This is a genomic window from Synechococcus sp. A10-1-5-9, from assembly GCF_047716785.1.
Taxonomy (GTDB): domain Bacteria; phylum Cyanobacteriota; class Cyanobacteriia; order PCC-6307; family Cyanobiaceae; genus Synechococcus_C.
Genome location: NZ_CP180406.1, coordinates 296,432 through 314,427 on the forward strand (window position 1 = coordinate 296,432; position 17,996 = coordinate 314,427).

Consider the following 17,996-nt stretch of genomic DNA (forward strand, 5'->3'; position numbering starts at 1 on the left):
GTTTTGAGGCTTTTGACCGACCCCTTTGATGGCCGCTGCGCTCCTGGGATCACGGATTGTTTCTCCTTGATCGTTTGGTTCCAATTTTCCTTTGGCTGCTACGAGGCCTGTGATGACAAGACCTGTAAGACTGATTTGCAAAAGTCTGATCATTGGTTTGTGTTAGTTGATAGGTAACCATTCGTTCAGTGTGGACAGGCCTGTTCTCTGCGTCGTATCAATTGATCGCTCGTGTCTAATTTTTTGATTCACTCGATTCGCTCAATTGTCGGGTTGCTTTGTGACCTAATACAGATTTTTCATTTTTAAAGCCAATAATTTTTTGTCAGGCCTCCGTGTCTTTTTGTGAGGAATCGAATGAAACTGTTCCAGCAACTTCTGGTGGCACCTGCTGCCCTGGGCCTTCTGGCTCCCGTGGCCGCCAACGCCACTGAGCTGAACATCAATGGTGTGTCTGATTACGCCGCAACCGGCGAGCAGGTCACCAGCATCACTCAGTTCTCTGATGTGTACCCCACCGACTGGGCGTACCAGGCTCTGAGCAACCTGATCGAGCGCTACGGCTGCGTCGCTGGCTACCCCAACGGCACCTACCGCGGCAACCGGGCGATGACCCGCTTTGAAGCGGCTGCCCTGCTGAACGCCTGTCTCGACCGCGTCACCGAAGTGACCGACGAGCTCAAGCGCCTGATGAAGGAGTTCGAGAAGGAACTCGCCATCCTTAAGGGCCGTGTGGACGGTCTGGAAGCCCGCGTTGGCGAACTGGAAGCGACTCAGTTCTCCACCACCACAAAACTGAGGGGGAAAGTGGACTTCGTAACTGGAGGTGTTAGCTATACCGGCGGGGGTTACGATTTGGGGAAAGGTTCTGCCTATCAGGGGCAGGATGCGTTCACGTTCAACTACCGAACAACCCTAAATCTCAACACCAGCTTTACTGGTAAGGACCTGCTCTACACCCGTCTACGCGCGGGTAATTTTGGCAGGGGGGCCTTCTCCGGCAAGGGATACACAGGCAACCAAACTCAGTTGGATGTCGCCAAAGAAACTGCCAACAATCTCACGGTCGACAAGCTCTGGTATCAATTCCCGGTTGGTGACGATCTGAAGGTTTTTGCTGGTCCTCTGATTGAGAACTATTACATGCTTGGTGCTGCTCCGAGTGTGTATCGCCAAATTCTCAAACAGTTCAAGCTCGGTGGTTATTACGGTGTTTATGGTGCTTCGACAGCTCCTGGTGCTGGTGTTGTCTGGAAACCAAACAGCAAAGTCAATCCTCTAGATCCTAAGTTCAGTATTTCACTGAACTACACAGCGAAAGGCGGCAATAATTCGGACCCACAAGAGGGGGGTATTGGTACAGATAATTCTAGAGGAAAGTTTTTGGCTCAGGTTGGTTATGGGGGGCCACAGTGGTCTCTTTCGGCAGCCTACGCATACATCCAGAACGGAGCAACGGTTGGCTTCGGTACTCCTCTTGGTGCTTCGACCACCGTTGTTGGTGGTGGTGATTCCTCATTCTCCCGCGGTTTCAAAGATGCTAGTGCAGTTGCTTTGCGTGCTTGGTGGCAACCTGAGACATCGGGCTGGATTCCCAGCATCAGTGCCGGTTGGGGCCTGACTTCTTTCAACAGCAACGACTACGACCTGACGGAATTCGAAATTCCTAAAAAAGAGACATCACAAGATTGGATGGTGGGTCTCGGTTGGAAGGATGCCTTCGTAAAAGGCAACTTGCTCGGCTTTGCTATTGGCCAGCCTCAGTTTGAAACGGCTCGCGTCAGCGGCACTCCCGATGATGGCAACTACGCGATGGAACTGTTCTATCAGTTCCAGGTGACAGACAACATCTCTGTGACTCCGGCTGCCTTTTATGTTTCACGTCCCTTTGGTGAACTGACAGGTGCCAATGACACCTATGGTGGCACTGGTGCTGAGTCTTTTGGAACCTTTGGCTATCTGGTGAAGACCTCCTTTAAGTTCTGATCGGTAGGTTCTTGCATTTGTTTTCATAGCCCCCTTGTTTAAAGGGGGTTTCTCGTGTGCAAAAAATAGTTGAACTCCATTTTTTTTGATTGAGCGTGGTTCATCGAATTACCAGCAATTCTCGCCTTCTCCGATCGGAATGCAAATATCCTCTTCATCTGCTTTGTCTGCTGCCCGTTGAGCATCAGCATCCTTCACTGCCTCGGCATCAAGATTCTGATCGGTGTTCCATTCTGTGAGGCCTCCACCAATGGCCCCGGTGTCAGCAAGACTGGTAGGAGTTGTCAATGTACTGCTGAGTACGGCGGTACTCGCTAGGAAAATGGATAGTGTTGTGGAGCGGTTCATGTTTCAACTTTGGTTTGAATTAATTATTCTAGGGTTGGAGGTGACTTCTTATGTTCCTAGTGACCTCAGTAAATTGGTATATGCGAGAAAAACTTGATCTAACTCATCACTTCGTCCGTGTTTGGCTAGCAGCCCACGAGCACCACTGTCGAGTTGAAACAACGTAACTCGATCAGTCTCGCTTTTAATGTAACTTTCGATCCAGCCAACGCAAACAATTCTTTCACCGCTGGTGACCGTATTGACCCGATGTAATGTCGTGCTGGGGTAAATCACGATCTCACCCTGCAGCAGCTTCCATTCGGTTGAATCGCTGATGCTGTCAATTTCCAGGCTTCCTCCTTCGAAGCTCTTGGGATCGGAAAGACAGACCGTGAAGGAGAGATCGCTTCTCCCGTTGCTCATGTAGGCGTTATCGACATGGCTTTCGTAACCTCCACCTTTGCTTGTTTTGCTGATTTGAAAACGATGAAGTTTTCGAGGCAAGCAGAAGCTTTTAATGGCTGGTTGATTCCACATTGCTGCTTGGACGATGTTTTGTATTTCGATGAGCTGAGGGGATCTTTGCTCAACTTGTTGATTGATCTTTCCCCTGCTTGCTTGAGCCCCCGCCGTTGTACGACCATCGACCCATTCTGCTTGATTGAGAAGGCTGATGATTGATCCGCATTGCTTCCGTGAAAGAAGTGTAAGTTTGAGATGGTTCATTGTCCAGCAAGGATTGGTATCAAATGATCATTTGGTGCGTATCTTTTGTATGCCATGTATGGTTGTGACGATGTCACGATAGTGCAGGTTTTTTTGTTCTATGAAGTGTATTGCTGCCGCTCTTTTTGCATCAATCACCTTTACGCAGTTCTCGGTTCATGCTCGGGAAGTTCGTGTTTATTCTGGGCGTCATTACAATGCAGACAGGCAGAGTTATAAGGACTTTTCTGAGCAAACGGGTATCAATGTTCGTTTGATTGAGGCATCGGGGATCTCGCTTGTTGAACGGCTCAAGCGTGAAAAGTCCAATACAAATGCAGACGTGATCATCCTTGTGGACGCTGCTCGCATCAACAATGCTGCAACAGCTGGTTTATTTCAGCCCATATCATCGACCGTACTCAAATCAAATGTTCCTTCCCGTTATCGAGATCCAGCTAATCGCTGGTTCGGCTTGACTCGAAGAGTTCGTGCGATTCTCGTTAATCCACAGTTGGTCAATCCGGCCAGGGTGCAGACCTATGCGCAGCTGGCATCCCCAGATTTGAAGGGTAAACTTTGCCTCAGGAATCGCAGAAATGTTTACAATCAATCTTTGGTCGCCGACCAACTTGTCCTGAAGGGTGAGGTTTCAACCAAGGTTTGGTTGAGTGGGGTGACAGCGAACGTCACACAGCCTTACTTTACTGGTGATATTGGCCTTATTCGTGCTGTTGCTCAAGGTAAGTGTGGTGTGGGTGTTGTCAATCATTATTATCTGGCCCGCATGTTATCGGGAGTGAATGGATCCAAAGATCAGCAGCTGGCTCGCAAGGTGTCGATCGTGATGCCCAAGCCTGCCCACGTGAACATCAGCGCGGCTGCAGTTTCGCGTTTCGCTAAAAATAGAATGGAAGCGATTCAGCTAATTGAATTCCTAACATCCCCGAAAGGCAGTGCCAAATTTGCCGGGCCGACGTATGAATTTCCTCTCCGAGGAATCGGATCTTCGGTTTATCTGAAGGGCATGACTAACTTTACGCCCGATAGCGTTAGCATTTCTCAACTGAGTGCTTTCATTCCACTGGCAATACAGCTTATGACTCAGTCCGGTTGGAAATAAGTTGATCCAACAAATAGCCGAATAACTCAGGATTCGGGTCCTCGTTACCGATGTCGTCCAAACCGAGTTCTTCCAACCTTTCTGTCACCCGTTGTTCGAGATCGTCGGGTCTGCTCAGGGGCTTCCCCCACTCATGGTTTTTCTCAGGGCCGATCTTGGTGGTGGCATCGATGGCCATCCGTCCACCTAAACCCAGTTGCTCGCTGGCGAAATCAAGGGTGTCAAACGGCGTGTTCTCGAGCACGAACAGATCGCGTTGGGGATCCACCTGAGCGGCGATGGCCCACACCACCTGCCTGGGATCGCGCACGTTCAGATGGCTGTCGATCACCACAACAAATTTGGTGTAGGTGAACTGGGGCAGTGCACTCCAGAAGGCCATGGCCGCACGCTTTGCTTGCCCTGGATAGGCCTTGTCGATCGAGATCACCGCCAGCTTGTAGCTGAGCGCTTCCATGGGCAGGAAGAAATCCTTGATTTCAGGAATTTGCTGCCTCAGGATCGGCGTATAGATCCTGTTGAGAGCGATGGCCAGCATCGCTTCCTCCTTCGGTGGCCGGCCGCTGAACGTTGTGAGAAAGATCGGATCGCGGCGCTGGGTCATGCAGTGGAAGCGCACCAGTGGTGAGTCTTCGACGCCGCCGTAGAACCCCATGTGATCGCCGAAGGGGCCATCGGGCAGCACCTCTCCGGGGGTGATCGTTCCCTCCAGCACCACTTCGCTGTGGCTGGGGACCTGCAGATCCAGGGTCTTGCAGGGTGAGAGCCGCACCCCTTCGCCGGCGTAAATCCCCGCAAACAGCCACTCGCTCAGTTGCACGGGAATCGGCGTGGCTGCTGCCATCACCAGCAGAGGATGGACGCCGATGGCCACGGCTACCTCGAGTTTTTTGCCCATGGCCGCTGCCTTGCGCAGGTGGCGCGCACCACCGCGCACGCTCAGCCAGTGCACCGTCATGGTGTTCACCGATTGTCTTTGCAGTCGATAGACCCCCACATTCGGAACCCCGGTTTCCGGGTCCTTGGTGATCACAAGTCCAAGGGTGATCACGCCACCGGCGTCACCTGGCCAGGGCCTGATCAGTGGGATCTGGCCCAGATCCACCTCATCACCCTTGAAGATTTCCTGCCGGCAGGGAGGCAGCAGATCCCGATCGGGGCGCGCCTTCACCAGATCCCAGAACACCCTCGCGAACTTCTTGGTTTCCCCGAGACCTTTGGGGGGACGCGGCTGTTGCAGCAGGGCCAGCCGTTCTCCAAGGTCTTCCAGTTGCTCCGGCCGCTCCAGGCCCATGCTCCACACCACCCGTTCCACCGTTCCGAGCAAATTCACGGCCACCGGCATGGAGGAGCCGATGACGTTCTCGAAAAGAAGTGCTGGTCCGCCACTGGCCAGAACGCGATCGGCGATGGCGGCCAGTTCAAGATCGGGATCAACGGGGGCCTGGATCCGCTTCAGTTGTCCACGCTCCTCCAAGAGTTGAATGAAGGAACGCAGATCCCGGGTGCCGGGGCCTGGTCGGAACAGAGCCATGAAGACGACACCTCATTGGTGGGTGGTCTCGGTACTGTGACGCACGCGGATCAAGAGCGTGGCCATGCAGGTTTCCTATTTCCAAGTGGCTGCTGATGTTCCCGATGCCATCGGCACACCGGATGGGCCCGATGCAGCTGTGGTGATCGATGTGCTGCGCGCCACCACCACCATCGCCTGGGCTCTTCACAACGGGGCCGAGGCGGTTCAGGCCTTCGCTGATCTGGATCAGCTGCGCCTTCAGTCACAAAACTGGCCGGAGCAATCCCGCTTGCTTCTTGGAGAGCGGGGTGGTCGCATGCTCGAGGGATTTGATCTCGGTAATTCTCCTGTGGCCGTGACTCCTGAGGTGGTGCAGGGAAAACGTCTGTTCATGAGCACCACCAATGGCACGCGTGCTCTGCAACGCGTGCGCGAGGTTTCTGTAGTGATGACGGTGGCTCTCCCCAACCGAGACGCTGTGGCTCAGCGACTCCTTCGGGACAAGCCGGAGCGGGTGTGGATGGTGGGCAGTGGTTGGGAGGGCACGTATTCCCTTGAGGATTCCCTGGCGGCAGGAGCGCTGGCCGAGCAGTTGGCGGCTTCTGGTGCAGAGATATCCAACGATGAAATGCAGGCCGCCCTCGCCCTCTGGTTGCAGTGGAAGCACGACCCTGAGGCCTGTCTGCGTATCGCGTCCCATGGGCAGCGCCTGACGCGGCTGGGAAATCACGACGCCGATTTCAGTTGCTGCGCCGCTCTGGATCAGCTGAATGTTGTGCCAACCCAGACCGAACCAGGGGTCTTGAAGGCCATCCGGGTCTGAACAGCCATACCATTTGCTTCGATCGCATCCCTATCTGTGAGTGATTTTCTGGCGGCTGCCGTGCAACTCACCAGCACTTCCGATCCAGAGACCAACTTCAGTGCTGCTGAGGAACAGATTGATCTGGCGGCCCGTCGGGGCGCCGAACTGATCGGACTTCCTGAGAATTTCGCCTTCATCGGTGAACCCGACCAGCGTCTGGCGATCGCACCGGCACTCGCCGATCAGGCGTCCCAGTTTCTGATCACCATGGCGCGTCGCTACCAGGTGGTGATTCTCGGCGGGGGATTTCCTGTTCCGGTGGGAGATGGTGCTCACACCTGGCAGAGAGCTCAGCTGGTGGGACGGGATGGTCAGGTCCTGGCCAGTTACGACAAAATCCACCTGTTTGATGTGGATCTTCCTGACGGGAGTTCCTACCGGGAATCCAGCAGTTTCATGCCGGGTTCCTCACCGCCTCCAGTCGTGGATGTTCCTGGACTGTGTCGGGTGGGGGTGTCCATCTGCTACGACGTGCGCTTCCCTGAGCTGTATCGCCATCTCGTCGGCGCTGGCGCCGAGTTGCTGATGATTCCAGCTGCCTTTACGGCTTTCACGGGTAAAGATCACTGGCAGGTGCTGCTTCAGGCCCGCGCGATCGAGAACACGGCTTACGTGTTGGCTCCGGCTCAGACGGGGAGCGATGTCGGACGTCGTTTCAGTCATGGTCATTCCATGGTGATCGATCCTTGGGGAACCGTTCTGGCAGATGCCGGGGTGTCCCAGGGGGCTGCCGTCGCTCCTGTCGATCTGGATCACCTCGCCCGTATTCGCAGTCAGATGCCCTGTCTGCAACACCGCCGATCCACGGTGTTCTGAGCTTGCTCATGCCACGGCTGCCTCTCCGTTTCAGTGCCTTGCTGATCGCCGCTGCTTTGCAGTCGACAGGATGGTTGATGGGATTACCCGCAAGGGCGGCCAGTGCCCTAGCGGCATGGTCCCTTGGCAGAGATGGTGTCCTGCAGCTGCGCACGGCCACCGGGGCGCGTCTGGACGCGTTCTTTGAGGCTGGTGATCGCCGTCAGGGCCCTCGGGTTTGGATTGATTTTCCTGGTGAGCTCAGTCGTCCCAGGCGGATTCTTGGTTCGGGGCCTGTGCGTGAAATCCGCCTTGGCAAGCCAACGCCTGGCGCTACCAGGTTGGTGATCGAGTTTCAGCAGGGGGTGACGCTCGACCCGGGAAATCTGCGGTTGGTGGGGACGGCGCCGGACCGATGGAAGCTGATGTTCGAGGGACTTCCCACCCAAGGTCTGCGGGCGATCGGTGAGGGAGATCTCAACCGCGCCAGCACTGGGCGATGGGGAGGCGTACGTATCCGGCCGACGCAGACTCCGGTCAATGCTGCAGGCCTGCCTGAAGTGGCCAGAGGCCGGTACAGGGTTGTGGTGGATCCAGGGCATGGAGGGCCTGATCCCGGTGCGGTCGGTATCAACGGAATTCGTGAGGCTGAGATCGTTCTCGATATCTCCTTGCAGGTTGCCCGCCTTCTGGAAGCCAAAGGTGTCCAAGTGACCCTGACGCGCACGGCGGAAGTGGATGTGGACCTGCCACCACGCGTCTCACTCGCGAATCGCATCGGCGCCACGGCGTTCGTCAGCATTCATGCCAACGCCATCAGCATGTCGCGCCCGGATGTGAATGGCATCGAGACTTTCTACTTCTCTGATCCCCGATCGGCGCGTCTTGCGGCTCATATCCAGCAGCAGGTGCTCAATGTGTCGCCAGGCAGCCCAAACCGAGGTGTCCGTCGCGGCCGGTTCTTCGTGATCCGACGAACCACCATGCCCGCGGCGCTGGTGGAAACGGGATTCGTGACCGGAAACATCGACTCACCCCGTCTGGCTACGGCATCGCATCGCCGCAGGCTGGCGCTTGCCATCGCAGCAGGCATTCTTGAGTATCTGCAAGGGGTTCGTTGACCATCCGTCTCGGTTTGTTCGACAGCGGCCTGGGGGGGCTGACGGTGCTGCGGCGTGTGCTTGAGCGTCATGGCGCAGTCCCCACGATTTATCTCGGAGACACGGCCCGGGTGCCCTACGGCAGCCGTTCTCCATCCGAGATCCGAGTCATTGCCTCCGAAGTGGTCGCTTGGCTTCGTCACCAGAAGGTGACCACAGTGGTGATGGCTTGCAACACCACCAATGCTCTTGCCCGTGATGTGGCTGAGGGTCAGGCTGGGGTTCCAGTGGTCGGCCTGATCGGAGCCGCTGCCGCCATGGTGCGGGAGTCGCGGGTGGGTGTGCTGGCCACTCCAGCGACCGTTGCATCCGGGGCCTATCGAGACAGCATCGAAGCTCTTCACCCTGGAACGCTTGTGGTGCAGCAGGCTTGTCCGGACTTTGTGCCCCTCATTGAGGCAGGGGACCTGAACTGCGACGAGCTGTACAGAGCAGCGATCCGCTACCTCCAGCCTCTCCTGGAGGCATCCGTGCAATCGATCGTGCTCGGTTGCACCCATTACCCGCTGCTTCTTCCTCTCCTCTCAAACCTCTTGCCGGAGTCGATCCGGCTGATCGATCCGGCTCTCGGTGTTGCCAGCCAGCTTGACGTTCTCCTTGGGCAGCCGCTGCCGGGTGGACTCGATCAGCCGCTAGCTCTGGGGGCTACCCATATCTATGTGACTTCCGATCCGCAGGGATTCGCCGACCGTGCGACTCCCTGGCTAGGGCAACGCCCCCGGGTCGAACAAATTGCTCTGCAGTCGCCGGTCGATGCCTTCTAGGATCCCGGCACCGAGAGGACCCATGGCCACCGTCACCGAGTTGTTGCAGCCGGTCGAGGCGGATCTTGAGATCCTGCTCAGCGATCTTCGCAGCCTGATCGGTGCAGGGCACCCGATTTTGCAGGCAGCTGCCGAGCATCTGTTCAGTGCCGGTGGCAAACGGCTGAGGCCAGGAATTGTTCTGCTTGTGTCACGAGGCTTATCTCCAGAAGGTGAGCTCTCCCCCAGGCATCGGCGTCTGGCAGAGATCACTGAAATGATCCACACCGCATCCTTGGTTCACGATGATGTGGTGGATGAGGCTGGGACCCGCCGAGGTGTGGAAACGGTCCATAGCCGTTTCAACCATCGCGTCGCTGTCCTTGCTGGCGACTTTCTGTTCGCACAGGCCAGCTGGCACTTGGCCAATCTGGACAACCTCGATGTGGTGAAACTTCTCAGCCGAGTGATCATGGATCTGGCTGATGGAGAGGTGAAGCAGGGGCTGTTCCGCTATGACACGGGTCAGACCTTTGAGACCTATCTCGAAAAGAGCTACTGCAAAACAGCCTCCCTGATTGCCAACAGTGCCAGGGCGGCCGGAGTTCTCAGTGGGTGTACCGAGCCTCAGTTGGAATCCTTGTATCACTACGGCAGGCAACTGGGCTTGGCCTTTCAGGTGGTTGACGACATTCTTGATTTCACAGGAAGTGATCAACAGCTCGGCAAGCCTGCTGCCAGTGATTTGTCCAGCGGTTATCTCACCGCTCCAGCGCTGTATGCGCTTGAAGAGAATCCTTCCTTAGGTGTGCTGATTGAAAGGGAATTCAGCAACGAAGGTGATCTCGATGAAGCCCTTCGGATTGTGCGCCAATCCGATGCGATCGCTCGAACCCGTCAGCTTGCTGAACGCTTCGCTCAGGAGTCCCGTGAGGCTCTGAGCTGGCTTCCTGAATCACCTTCCCGTTCGGCATTGCTGGAGCTGCCAGATTTCGTGTTGAGTCGTCTCTACTGAACGGATCGTCGTAATTGGGTTTCCAATTCGGAGAGTGCCTTGATAGTGATCACTGCTTGATGGCTGTACGGCCTCGCGAATTCAACGGGTTGCATCAGTCGCCAGACGTTGCAACCGGCTTCTGCCGCTGATTGGCATCCGGCATCGGAATCTTCGATTGCCCAGCAATCCTGAGGGTTCACATTCAGTTTTGAGGCTCCCAGCTTGTAAGGATCAGGAGCTGGTTTTCCAGCCTTCAGGGCGCTGTCGTCTCCACACACTTGGACCTGCAACAGATTCACCCAGGAATGGTGACCGATTTTGTGTTGCATCGAAGTTCGCTCACTGCTGGTGACCAGGGCCATCGGCAGATTCAAGGAGTGGATGTACCGCACGAGGGATTCGGCTCCCGGCATCGCCCGGGCTGAGGCCATCAGGTCGGCGGCAATCGGTTGACGCACCGCGAGCAACTCCTCTGGAGTGATGGGTTGACTGATCCATGAACAGACCTGCCGGGAATTCTCCAGCCGGCGCTTGCCCTGCAGTAGCGCAAGCTGCCCATCAGTGAGATCGGTTCCGAAGTGCGTCGCCGCCTGGCGCCAGGCGATGGCATGCAGAGGTTCGGTGTCCAAGAGGACGCCGTCCAGATCGAAGAGAAATGCCTCAGGTCTGACTGTTCGAACGCGAGTGGACCCCGGCTCTGGCATGGTGCCCCTTACCCCCTCAAAGCATTCTGCAGGCCATGCCTCCGGGATTCAGTGACGGAAAGAAGAACCTGGCAACGCTTGGCAACGACCCGCTGTCTCTGGAGCTGCACGCTGGATAACCTTGCGGTGACACTGCAAGCGGCTGCTGGCGATGAGCGAAGGTTCCACGATCGAAAGCGTGCTCAAGGAACAGCGCGTTTTTGCTCCGCCCATAGAGCTCACTCAGTCAGCACGGATTGGTGGCATGGATGCCTACCAAGCCATGGCCGATGCAGCCAGGAACGATCCGGAAACGTTCTGGGGCAATGCGGCTCGCCAGGAACTCGATTGGTTCACGCCGTTTGAGCAGGTGCTCGACTGGACCAACCCTCCCTTCGCTCGCTGGTTCCAGGGAGGCACCACCAACCTCTCCCACAATTGTCTTGACCGGCATCTTCACGGTGAAACGGCCGACAAGACGGCTCTGATCTGGGAAGGGGAACCGGGCGATGTCCGCCGTTTCACTTACAGAGAACTGCATGCCGAGGTGTGCAAGGCAGCCAATGCGCTGAAGTCCATGGGCATTGGCAAGGGGGATCTGGTGGCCCTCTACATGCCGATGGTTCCGGAAGCGGCCATCGCCATGCTGGCCTGCGCCCGAGTCGGTGCTCCCCATTCAGTGGTGTTCGGAGGCTTCTCTGCAGAAGCGCTTCGGGACCGGTTGATCGATGGTGAGGCCAAAGCTGTGATCACCGCCGACGGCGGCTTTCGCAAGGACAAGCCCGTTTCTCTGAAACCTGCCGTCGATGCTGCTCTCGCCGATGGTGCCTGTCCATCGGTGACCTCCGTGCTGGTGGTGCAGCGCACCGAGCAGCCGGTGGACATGGTGCAGGGCCGTGATCAGTGGTGGCATGAGCTGGTGGATGGTCAGTCCAGCGACTGCCCGGCTGAGCCCATGGAGAGTGAAGACCGGCTCTTCGTGCTTTACACCTCTGGATCCACCGGCAAACCCAAAGGTGTGGTGCACACCACGGCGGGTTACAACCTCTGGGCTCATCTCACGTTTCAGTGGATCTTTGATCTCCGTGATGACGACGTGTTCTGGTGCACAGCGGATGTGGGCTGGATCACCGGTCACAGCTACATCGTGTATGGCCCGCTGTCGAATGGGGCCACCACCGTGATGTATGAGGGAGCGCCACGACCTTCCAACCCTGGGGCTTTCTGGGAGTTGATCCAGAAGCACAGGGTGACGATTTTCTACACCGCTCCCACCGCGATCCGGGCCTTCATGAAGAACGGCCGGACCGTGCCTGACCAGTTCGATATGAGTAGCTTGCGACTGCTCGGAACCGTTGGCGAACCCATCAATCCCGAAGCCTGGATCTGGTATCAAGATGTGATTGGTGGTGGTCGCTGCCCGATCATCGACACCTGGTGGCAGACCGAAACAGGCGGCGTGATGATCAGCCCGCTCCCTGGGGCCACACCCACCAAGCCGGGTTCAGCCACCCTGCCGCTGCCCGGGATCGAGGCCGATGTGGTGGACGCCGATGGCAACAGTGTGGGGGCCAATGAAGGGGGATATCTGGTCGTGCGTCGTCCCTGGCCGGGGATGATGCGAACGGTGCATGGCAATCCGGAGCGCTTCCGCCAGAGCTATTGGGAGTACATCCGTCCTGAGGATGGCAGCTACATCTACTTCGCCGGTGATGGTGCTCGACGGGATGCGGATGGTTACTTCTGGGTGATGGGACGCGTGGACGATGTCATCAACGTGTCTGGCCATCGCCTTGGCACCATGGAAATCGAATCAGCCCTGGTCAGTCACCCTGCGGTGGCGGAGGCCGCTGTGGTCGGTCGTCCTGATGAGCTGAAAGGCGAGGGCATCGTGGCGTTCGTCACCCTTGAGGCCGATCGCGAATCCAATGACGCCCTGATCGCTGAGTTGCGGGCTCATGTGGGCACCGAAATCGGTCCGATCGCTCGCCCTGATGAAATCCGCTGCAGCGATGCCCTTCCTAAAACGCGCAGCGGCAAGATCATGCGCCGGATTCTCAGGGCACTGGCTGCCGGAGAGGATGTGACAGGTGACACCAGCACCCTGGAAGATCGCTCCGTGCTGGATCGTTTGCGGGCCTGATTTCAGGCCCAGGTAAGCAGAAGGTCGACTAAGCGGCGGATGCGTCGACTGCGGCCTTGGTCATCAGCCCAGCCGCCGAGAAGTCCCTGCCGCAGTCCCGCACTCGCTGGGGTGAGGTGGTCGCCTGTGGTCTGCACAAAGCGGCTTTGGTCTCCAGGTCTGCGCTGGAGTGCCTGAATCAGATCGTCACTTTGATCGAGGGCATCGTCTCCGAAACGCACGACCAGATTGCGGTCCTGCCTGTAGAAACGCTCGATCATGTTGAGCGTTTCTACAGGCCCTGGGCTGAACTCGGTGACCACACCGAGTTTTGGAGCGAGGGTCCCGAGCAGGGGAATGGACCGTTCGGCTGTGAAGTTGTTGAAACTGAGTGCTGCCAGACCACTGCAGCCGCGCCCATCATCCGGAGCCAGGAGATGGAGTTTGCAACCGAGACTGTGACCCAGCCGCATCGGCGTGATCGGTCTGTTCAGCCGCTCCTCTAGGAGCCGGCGGCACTGCCTCAGTTGCTGCCAGCCTTCGCGGGCCTGGAGCTGGTGGTCGAATCCCGGAACGTAACTCCAGGCGTGAATGGCATAGCCCTCATCCGCCAACCATTCCAGGAGGCGTCGGTAGCTGATCTGGGGACTGGTGGCGAGATAACTGCCACCAATGAAGTCCACGAGACCTCGAACGGAGTCCTTCGGCCACAGACACCAACACTGTTCACGACGCTGCCAACGGTTCACCCTGCGGCCAGAGTGCGCACAACCGACTCCGCCTCCTTCACATGGGCTGGTCCATCGAGGAGGTTGTTGAAAACGAGTTTGATCACGCCCTTCTGATCAATCACGTAGGTCACCCTTGCGGGGAGGAGTCCGAAGGTTTTGGGCACACCAAATGACCTTTTCAGGCTTCCAGTCTTGTCGCTCAAAAGCGGATACGGCAATTGGTAGCGTTCAGCGAAACGCCTGTGGCTCACTGCGTCATCCCCGCTCACTCCCCAGACTTCTGCTCCCAGTGCCGTGAGATTGGCGTGGTGATCCCGGAACGTGCAGGCTTCCGCTGTACAGCCTGGAGTGTCGTCCTTCGGATAGAAGAACAGCACAAGAATCCGATCCTTCACGTCATCCAGCCGGCGCATCTGACCGTCTTGGTCTTCGAGAGCAAAGCTCGGGGCCACATCGCCGGTCTGCAGAGCCATGGGTGTTCAGCGCTCGATTCACCCTAGGAAGCTGGGGTTGATGACGAGAGAATGGATCCGCTGAGATCTCACGGCCCCTTCCCATGACTGACAGTGCTCTGGAGTCCGGTCAATTGGATCTGCTGCAGGGTTTTCAATCACCTTCCTCTGCTTCGCGACCAATCGAGCAGCCGTCCATCACTGAACCCTCTCCAGACGTGCAACCGTCCCGTTTGCTGATTGTTGATACGGAAACGACAGGGCTCGATGCCGATCGTGATCAGTGCCTTGAACTTGGAGCGATTCTGTTTTCCGTCCCCCATCGTCAGGTGCTGGCGCAGATGTCATGTCTGTTGCCTGTCGACAGCAATCCTGCTGAGTCGATCAATCGAATCCCAGCTGAGGTCAGCCGCGTTGAGCAGCCTTGGGGTGATGGGCTTGCTTGGTTTGAGCGAATGATGATGAGCGCGGATTATCTGGTGGCTCACAACGCAGCCTTTGATCGCCAGTGGTTCGGTCGCGGTGCTTTGCCAGAGGCGAAGCGTCCCTGGCTTTGCACCCTTGAAGACATCCGTTGGCCTGAAGCGCGCAATCTGAAAGCCAGGCCTTCGGTGATTGACCTGGCCCTGGCCTACGGAATTCCTGTGTGGTCAGCGCATCGGGCTCTCACGGATTGCATTTATCTGGCTGAGGTGTTTCAGCGCTGCGACGACCTGGAGGAGCTGATCACCCATGCCTTGGAACCGCGTCGACTTGTGCGTGCCCAGGTGTCCTACGACCAACGCCATCTCGCCCGCGAAGCAGGGTTCCGCTGGAATGAACCCGTCAAGGGGGCCTGGGCCCGGCGGCTTTCGGAGCGGGAGGAGCGGGAGCTTCCCTTCACCGTGGTGCCGGTGGACGCTGCGTTGCCACGGGCATCCTGATTTGCTTCAGCAGTCCGAAGTCTCACGGGTTTTTTGACCGATGGTTGCGCTGCCTCGGCCACCCTGATGGCATGAAATCGTCGACGCATCGCCAATCTGTTCGTTTACGCCTGCAGCGCTGGCAGCAGGTTCGAACTTGGGCGCGTCTGATTCGAGAAGCTGAAAGTCTTTGGCATGTTGATGTACGGGAGCTCAAACGATTAGGAGCCTTGGAACTTTCCCAGCTCCTGAACGAAGTTCCCTCGTGTCAGCGCAGTCGGGTGAACCGTTGGCTGACCCGCTACAGCGTTTCGACCCGTCTCCCCTTTGAAACGGGTGCAACCCGTTCGCGTTCTTGCAGCTCGTCTTGGAACAAAGATGAGTCTCGTCGGCCCTGAACAGGCTTTGCGATCACCCTTAACCTACTGCTAACGACCAAATCCGTATTGGTTAGCTACTCCTAGGACGCCGATTTCTCCCAGGCTTCTCATGAGCTTCGCCAAGAAGGCTCTCATTATTTCCTCTTTGCTGGCTCTCGGAGCCGGCGTTTCCGCATCCGCCGCTGATCGTCTGAACGGTGCAGGTGCATCATTCCCCGCCAAGATCTATCAGCGCTGGTTCGCTGAGCTGGCCAAGGCCGGTGGTCCTCAGGTCAACTATCAGGCGGTTGGATCCGGTTCCGGTCGTAAGGCTTTCATCGACCAGACCGTGAACTTCGGCGCTTCTGACGATCCGATGAAGCCCAAGGACATGGCCAAGGTGAAGCGTGGTGTTGTGCAGATCCCCATGGTGGGTGGCACCATCGCTTTCGGTTACAACAAGCCTGGTTGCAACCTCAAGCTGACCCAGAAGCAGGCAGTTCAGGTGGCGATCGGCAAGATCACCGATTGGAAGCAGCTTGGCTGTGCTCCCGGCAACATCACCTGGGTGCACCGTTCTGACGGTTCCGGCACCACCAAGGCCTTCACCAACTCCATGCAGGCCTTCTCCTCCGAGTGGACTCTGGGCACCGGTAAGTCCGTCAAGTGGCCCGGTAAGAACGCTGTTGGTGCCAAGGGCAACTCCGGCGTCGCTGGCACCATTCAGAACAAAGTTGGCGCCATCGGTTACGTCAACCAGTCCTACATCAAGGGCAAGGTTGTGGCTGCAGCCCTGCAGAACAAGTCCGGTGAATTCCTCAAGCCTTCTGTGAAGGCCGGTGCCACTGCACTGAACGGCATCAAGCTGGATTCCAACCTGGCTGGCAAGAACCCCAACCCCACCGCCAAGGGCGCTTACCCCATCGCCACCCTCACCTGGGTGCTGGCTTACAAGACCGGCAACGGCAAGAACACCGCTGCCATCAAGGAAGCCTTCAACTTCATGCTGAGCAACAAGGCTCAGGACCAGGCTCCCAGCCTCGGTTTCGTTCCCCTGAAAGGCGGCATCCTCAGCAAGGCCAAGGCTGCTGTGAACAAGATCGGTAATTGATTCTCTGAATCAACTTCACTGATCGCATGAACGAGGAGGGGGCAACCCCTCCTTTTTATGTTTCCTTTATCTTTCTGATTTTTTAGGAGAGTCTTAAAGCGCTGATCCCCATCCCTTTGCCTGCTAGGGATGTTGTGCTCCATACACTTCGTTGTATCGAGAGCTTCAACAATGGTCTCTTCTCCTCAGTCCGTTTCCAGCCGTCGAGAAGGTTTCCGTGAGCTTTTAGAAAACAGTTTTCAGAAGCGCAACCTTGTGCATCTCTCCTCTGGAAGCGTGGTGCCTCTGCTGAAAAACAGCCTTTGGCTTGTGGTGAGAGGCATGGTGAAGTTGGGTGCTGTTTCTGTTCATGGCGACGAGCTTTTGCTCGGACTGGCTGGTCCCAATGAGCCGTTTGGTGAGCCTCTGAGCACCGTGGAGGCCTATGAAGCCGTCACCCTCACGGATTGTGATCTCCTTTGCGTGACCCTTGCAGAGGTGCATGAATCGGCGGAGTTGGCTAGGGCACTGCTTGATGCTGTTGTTCTGCGATACCGCCAATCTGAATATCTCCTCTCACTTCTCGGTTTGCGTCGCGTGGAGGAACGGGTTCGGGGCTTTCTGGAACTGCTTGCCCAGGATTATGGTCAGCCCTGTGATGAAGGATTGCGCCTGAATCTTCGTTTAACCCATCAGGAGATGGCGAGCGCTTTAAGCACCACGCGCGTGACGGTGACCCGAGTGATCGGCCTTCTCAAGGATGAGGGTTGGCTGAAGATTGATTCCCAGCGTCATCTTGTGATTACCCACCTTCCCAAGAAATAAGTCAACGCGCTTGTCAGTGCTTAGCGGTTTAGCTGGAACGGATTTGATCGCTCAAGTTTGTGGCTGGACCTTCTTTCCCACTGCTGATGTTGCTGCTTCATGCAGAGCAGGGCTACTGACTGGTTGGCTGGATTGGTGTTCTCCTCTGTCTTTGCACTCTTCGGGGTGCAGTTGATTGATTCCGCTGCCAGGGGGTGGGATTATCCCTGGCTTGTCACTGTGCTTGCCGCTTTTGCTCCTGCGCAGGGTGCGTCGGCAGGGGCCGCTGCGGGAGCGCAATGCCCATTGCCTTGCATCGCGGCCATGATCCGGTCCCATCACATAGGGGTCATGCCAGCAGCCGACCCTTTGTCAGTCGGCATCTCTATGCGTCTCTTCAGCCACTGGTCACGATCACAGCCAATGCTCGCCTGTTTGATGTGATGCAAGGAGTGATCCAGTTCACCGATGGAGGGGTGTTCTTGGCCATGCCTGCCGGTCAAGGGAAACGTCAGCACACTGAACTCAAAGCCAATCCCGCGCACGTCTCCAATCAACGTCGGTTGCGTGATGCCCGCTTGCAGGTGGATGGCCCACGCTTGAGCATAAAAAAATCCCTCCTCAGAGGGATTC

Annotated in this window: 19 protein-coding genes; 13 read left to right on the forward strand and 6 right to left on the reverse strand. The window is 57.0% G+C overall.

The window, feature by feature from the left end:
- Nucleotides 1-357 precede the first annotated feature (357 nt).
- The gene (locus ACLM45_RS01905) at nt 358-1,986 is read left to right on the forward strand and encodes an iron uptake porin (protein ID WP_415410319.1); all 1,629 of its coding nucleotides are present in this window, start codon (nt 358-360) and stop codon (nt 1,984-1,986) included.
- Between the two features lie 108 nt (nt 1,987-2,094).
- Here ACLM45_RS01905 and ACLM45_RS01910 read toward each other — a convergent pair whose 3' ends face one another.
- Nucleotides 2,095-2,334: a hypothetical protein gene (locus ACLM45_RS01910; RefSeq protein ID WP_415410320.1), complete on the reverse strand. Its 240-nt coding sequence runs from the start codon at nt 2,332-2,334 to the stop codon at nt 2,095-2,097.
- A gap of 48 nt (nt 2,335-2,382) precedes the next feature.
- Entirely contained in the window at nt 2,383-3,042 is a 660-nt protein-coding gene (locus tag ACLM45_RS01915) for a Fe2+-dependent dioxygenase (RefSeq protein WP_415410321.1), read from the reverse strand.
- A 100-nt stretch (nt 3,043-3,142) separates the two neighbouring features.
- On the opposite strand from ACLM45_RS01915, the gene ACLM45_RS01920 reads away from it, so the two are divergent.
- Complete coding sequence (locus ACLM45_RS01920; protein WP_415410322.1) at nt 3,143-4,144, forward strand: extracellular solute-binding protein; 1,002 nt, start codon at nt 3,143-3,145, stop codon at nt 4,142-4,144.
- Here ACLM45_RS01920 and ACLM45_RS01925 read toward each other — a convergent pair.
- Entirely contained in the window at nt 4,119-5,678 is a 1,560-nt protein-coding gene (locus ACLM45_RS01925) for a UbiD family decarboxylase (protein ID WP_006041193.1), read from the reverse strand. The genes ACLM45_RS01920 and ACLM45_RS01925 overlap by 26 nt on opposite strands.
- A 64-nt stretch (nt 5,679-5,742) precedes the next feature.
- On the opposite strand from ACLM45_RS01925, the gene ACLM45_RS01930 reads away from it, so the two are divergent.
- From ACLM45_RS01930 to sds, 5 genes are read left to right on the forward strand one after another with little or no spacing between them, the layout of a single operon-like run.
- Nucleotides 5,743-6,483, forward strand: coding sequence for a 2-phosphosulfolactate phosphatase family protein (locus tag ACLM45_RS01930; RefSeq protein ID WP_415410324.1), 741 nt, complete (start codon nt 5,743-5,745; stop codon nt 6,481-6,483).
- A 36-nt stretch (nt 6,484-6,519) separates the two neighbouring features.
- Nucleotides 6,520-7,341 (forward strand): carbon-nitrogen hydrolase family protein, encoded by an 822-nt coding sequence (locus tag ACLM45_RS01935; RefSeq protein ID WP_415410325.1) that lies wholly within the window; start codon nt 6,520-6,522, stop codon nt 7,339-7,341.
- Nucleotides 7,342-7,349: 8 nt separating this feature from the next.
- Nucleotides 7,350-8,441, forward strand: coding sequence for an N-acetylmuramoyl-L-alanine amidase (locus ACLM45_RS01940; RefSeq protein WP_006041197.1), 1,092 nt, complete (start codon nt 7,350-7,352; stop codon nt 8,439-8,441).
- Nucleotides 8,438-9,244 (forward strand): glutamate racemase, encoded by an 807-nt coding sequence (gene murI, locus ACLM45_RS01945; RefSeq protein ID WP_415410326.1) that lies wholly within the window; start codon nt 8,438-8,440, stop codon nt 9,242-9,244. Before ACLM45_RS01940 ends, murI begins: the two co-directional genes overlap by 4 nt.
- A gap of 22 nt (nt 9,245-9,266) precedes the next feature.
- A complete protein-coding gene (gene sds, locus ACLM45_RS01950; protein ID WP_006041200.1) occupies nt 9,267-10,238 on the forward strand; it encodes a solanesyl diphosphate synthase in 972 nt (323 codons plus the stop codon).
- Here sds and ACLM45_RS01955 read toward each other — a convergent pair.
- On the reverse strand, nt 10,232-10,924 hold the full coding sequence (locus ACLM45_RS01955) for an HAD family hydrolase (RefSeq protein WP_415410327.1): 693 nt from the start codon (nt 10,922-10,924) through the stop codon (nt 10,232-10,234). The genes sds and ACLM45_RS01955 overlap by 7 nt on opposite strands.
- A gap of 151 nt (nt 10,925-11,075) precedes the next feature.
- Between ACLM45_RS01955 and acs the strand changes: the two genes are divergently transcribed.
- Nucleotides 11,076-13,046, forward strand: coding sequence for an acetate--CoA ligase (gene acs / locus ACLM45_RS01960; RefSeq protein ID WP_006041202.1), 1,971 nt, complete (start codon nt 11,076-11,078; stop codon nt 13,044-13,046).
- Between the two features lie 2 nt (nt 13,047-13,048).
- On the opposite strand, the gene ACLM45_RS01965 is transcribed toward acs, so the two are convergent.
- Together ACLM45_RS01965 and ACLM45_RS01970 are read right to left on the reverse strand one after the other, a co-directional pair.
- A complete protein-coding gene (locus ACLM45_RS01965) occupies nt 13,049-13,774 on the reverse strand; it encodes a DUF1350 family protein (protein WP_415410328.1) in 726 nt (241 codons plus the stop codon).
- Nucleotides 13,771-14,229 (reverse strand): peroxiredoxin, encoded by a 459-nt coding sequence (locus ACLM45_RS01970; RefSeq protein ID WP_006041204.1) that lies wholly within the window; start codon nt 14,227-14,229, stop codon nt 13,771-13,773. Before ACLM45_RS01970 ends, ACLM45_RS01965 begins: the two co-directional genes overlap by 4 nt.
- Nucleotides 14,230-14,312: 83 nt before the next feature.
- Here ACLM45_RS01970 and ACLM45_RS01975 point away from each other — a divergent pair, with 83 nt between their 5' ends.
- From ACLM45_RS01975 to ACLM45_RS01995, 5 genes are all read left to right on the forward strand, one after another.
- On the forward strand, nt 14,313-15,131 hold the full coding sequence (locus ACLM45_RS01975) for a 3'-5' exonuclease (RefSeq protein WP_415410329.1): 819 nt from the start codon (nt 14,313-14,315) through the stop codon (nt 15,129-15,131).
- A gap of 71 nt (nt 15,132-15,202) precedes the next feature.
- Nucleotides 15,203-15,508, forward strand: coding sequence for a hypothetical protein (locus ACLM45_RS01980; protein ID WP_415410330.1), 306 nt, complete (start codon nt 15,203-15,205; stop codon nt 15,506-15,508).
- Nucleotides 15,509-15,599: 91 nt separating this feature from the next.
- Nucleotides 15,600-16,580, forward strand: a complete 981-nt coding sequence (pstS, locus tag ACLM45_RS01985) for a phosphate ABC transporter substrate-binding protein PstS (RefSeq protein WP_415410331.1) — start codon at nt 15,600-15,602, stop codon at nt 16,578-16,580.
- A 171-nt stretch (nt 16,581-16,751) separates the two neighbouring features.
- Complete coding sequence (locus ACLM45_RS01990; protein ID WP_415410332.1) at nt 16,752-17,384, forward strand: Crp/Fnr family transcriptional regulator; 633 nt, start codon at nt 16,752-16,754, stop codon at nt 17,382-17,384.
- 99 nt (nt 17,385-17,483) lie between these two features.
- Complete coding sequence (locus ACLM45_RS01995) at nt 17,484-17,807, forward strand: hypothetical protein (RefSeq protein WP_415410333.1); 324 nt, start codon at nt 17,484-17,486, stop codon at nt 17,805-17,807.
- Nucleotides 17,808-17,996 lie beyond the last annotated feature (189 nt).

What these genes read in the sequence shown, in the direction of transcription:
- acs (WP_006041202.1), top strand. Translation starts at nt 11,076, where the DNA reads ATGAGCGAAGGTTCCACGATCGAAAGCGTGCTCAAGGAACAGCGCGTT.
- sds (WP_006041200.1), top strand. Translation starts at nt 9,267, where the DNA reads ATGGCCACCGTCACCGAGTTGTTGCAGCCGGTCGAGGCGGATCTTGAG.
- ACLM45_RS01990 (WP_415410332.1), top strand. Translation starts at nt 16,752, where the DNA reads ATGGTCTCTTCTCCTCAGTCCGTTTCCAGCCGTCGAGAAGGTTTCCGT.
- ACLM45_RS01925 (WP_006041193.1), bottom strand. Translation starts at nt 5,678, where the DNA reads ATGGCTCTGTTCCGACCAGGCCCCGGCACCCGGGATCTGCGTTCCTTC.
- ACLM45_RS01930 (WP_415410324.1), top strand. Translation starts at nt 5,743, where the DNA reads ATGCAGGTTTCCTATTTCCAAGTGGCTGCTGATGTTCCCGATGCCATC.
- ACLM45_RS01955 (WP_415410327.1), bottom strand. Translation starts at nt 10,924, where the DNA reads ATGCCAGAGCCGGGGTCCACTCGCGTTCGAACAGTCAGACCTGAGGCA.
- ACLM45_RS01970 (WP_006041204.1), bottom strand. Translation starts at nt 14,229, where the DNA reads ATGGCTCTGCAGACCGGCGATGTGGCCCCGAGCTTTGCTCTCGAAGAC.
- ACLM45_RS01980 (WP_415410330.1), top strand. Translation starts at nt 15,203, where the DNA reads ATGAAATCGTCGACGCATCGCCAATCTGTTCGTTTACGCCTGCAGCGC.
- ACLM45_RS01915 (WP_415410321.1), bottom strand. Translation starts at nt 3,042, where the DNA reads ATGAACCATCTCAAACTTACACTTCTTTCACGGAAGCAATGCGGATCA.
- pstS (WP_415410331.1), top strand. Translation starts at nt 15,600, where the DNA reads ATGAGCTTCGCCAAGAAGGCTCTCATTATTTCCTCTTTGCTGGCTCTC.
- ACLM45_RS01975 (WP_415410329.1), top strand. Translation starts at nt 14,313, where the DNA reads ATGACTGACAGTGCTCTGGAGTCCGGTCAATTGGATCTGCTGCAGGGT.
- ACLM45_RS01905 (WP_415410319.1), top strand. Translation starts at nt 358, where the DNA reads ATGAAACTGTTCCAGCAACTTCTGGTGGCACCTGCTGCCCTGGGCCTT.
- ACLM45_RS01940 (WP_006041197.1), top strand. Translation starts at nt 7,350, where the DNA reads ATGCCACGGCTGCCTCTCCGTTTCAGTGCCTTGCTGATCGCCGCTGCT.
- ACLM45_RS01995 (WP_415410333.1), top strand. Translation starts at nt 17,484, where the DNA reads ATGCAGAGCAGGGCTACTGACTGGTTGGCTGGATTGGTGTTCTCCTCT.
- ACLM45_RS01920 (WP_415410322.1), top strand. Translation starts at nt 3,143, where the DNA reads ATGAAGTGTATTGCTGCCGCTCTTTTTGCATCAATCACCTTTACGCAG.
- ACLM45_RS01910 (WP_415410320.1), bottom strand. Translation starts at nt 2,334, where the DNA reads ATGAACCGCTCCACAACACTATCCATTTTCCTAGCGAGTACCGCCGTA.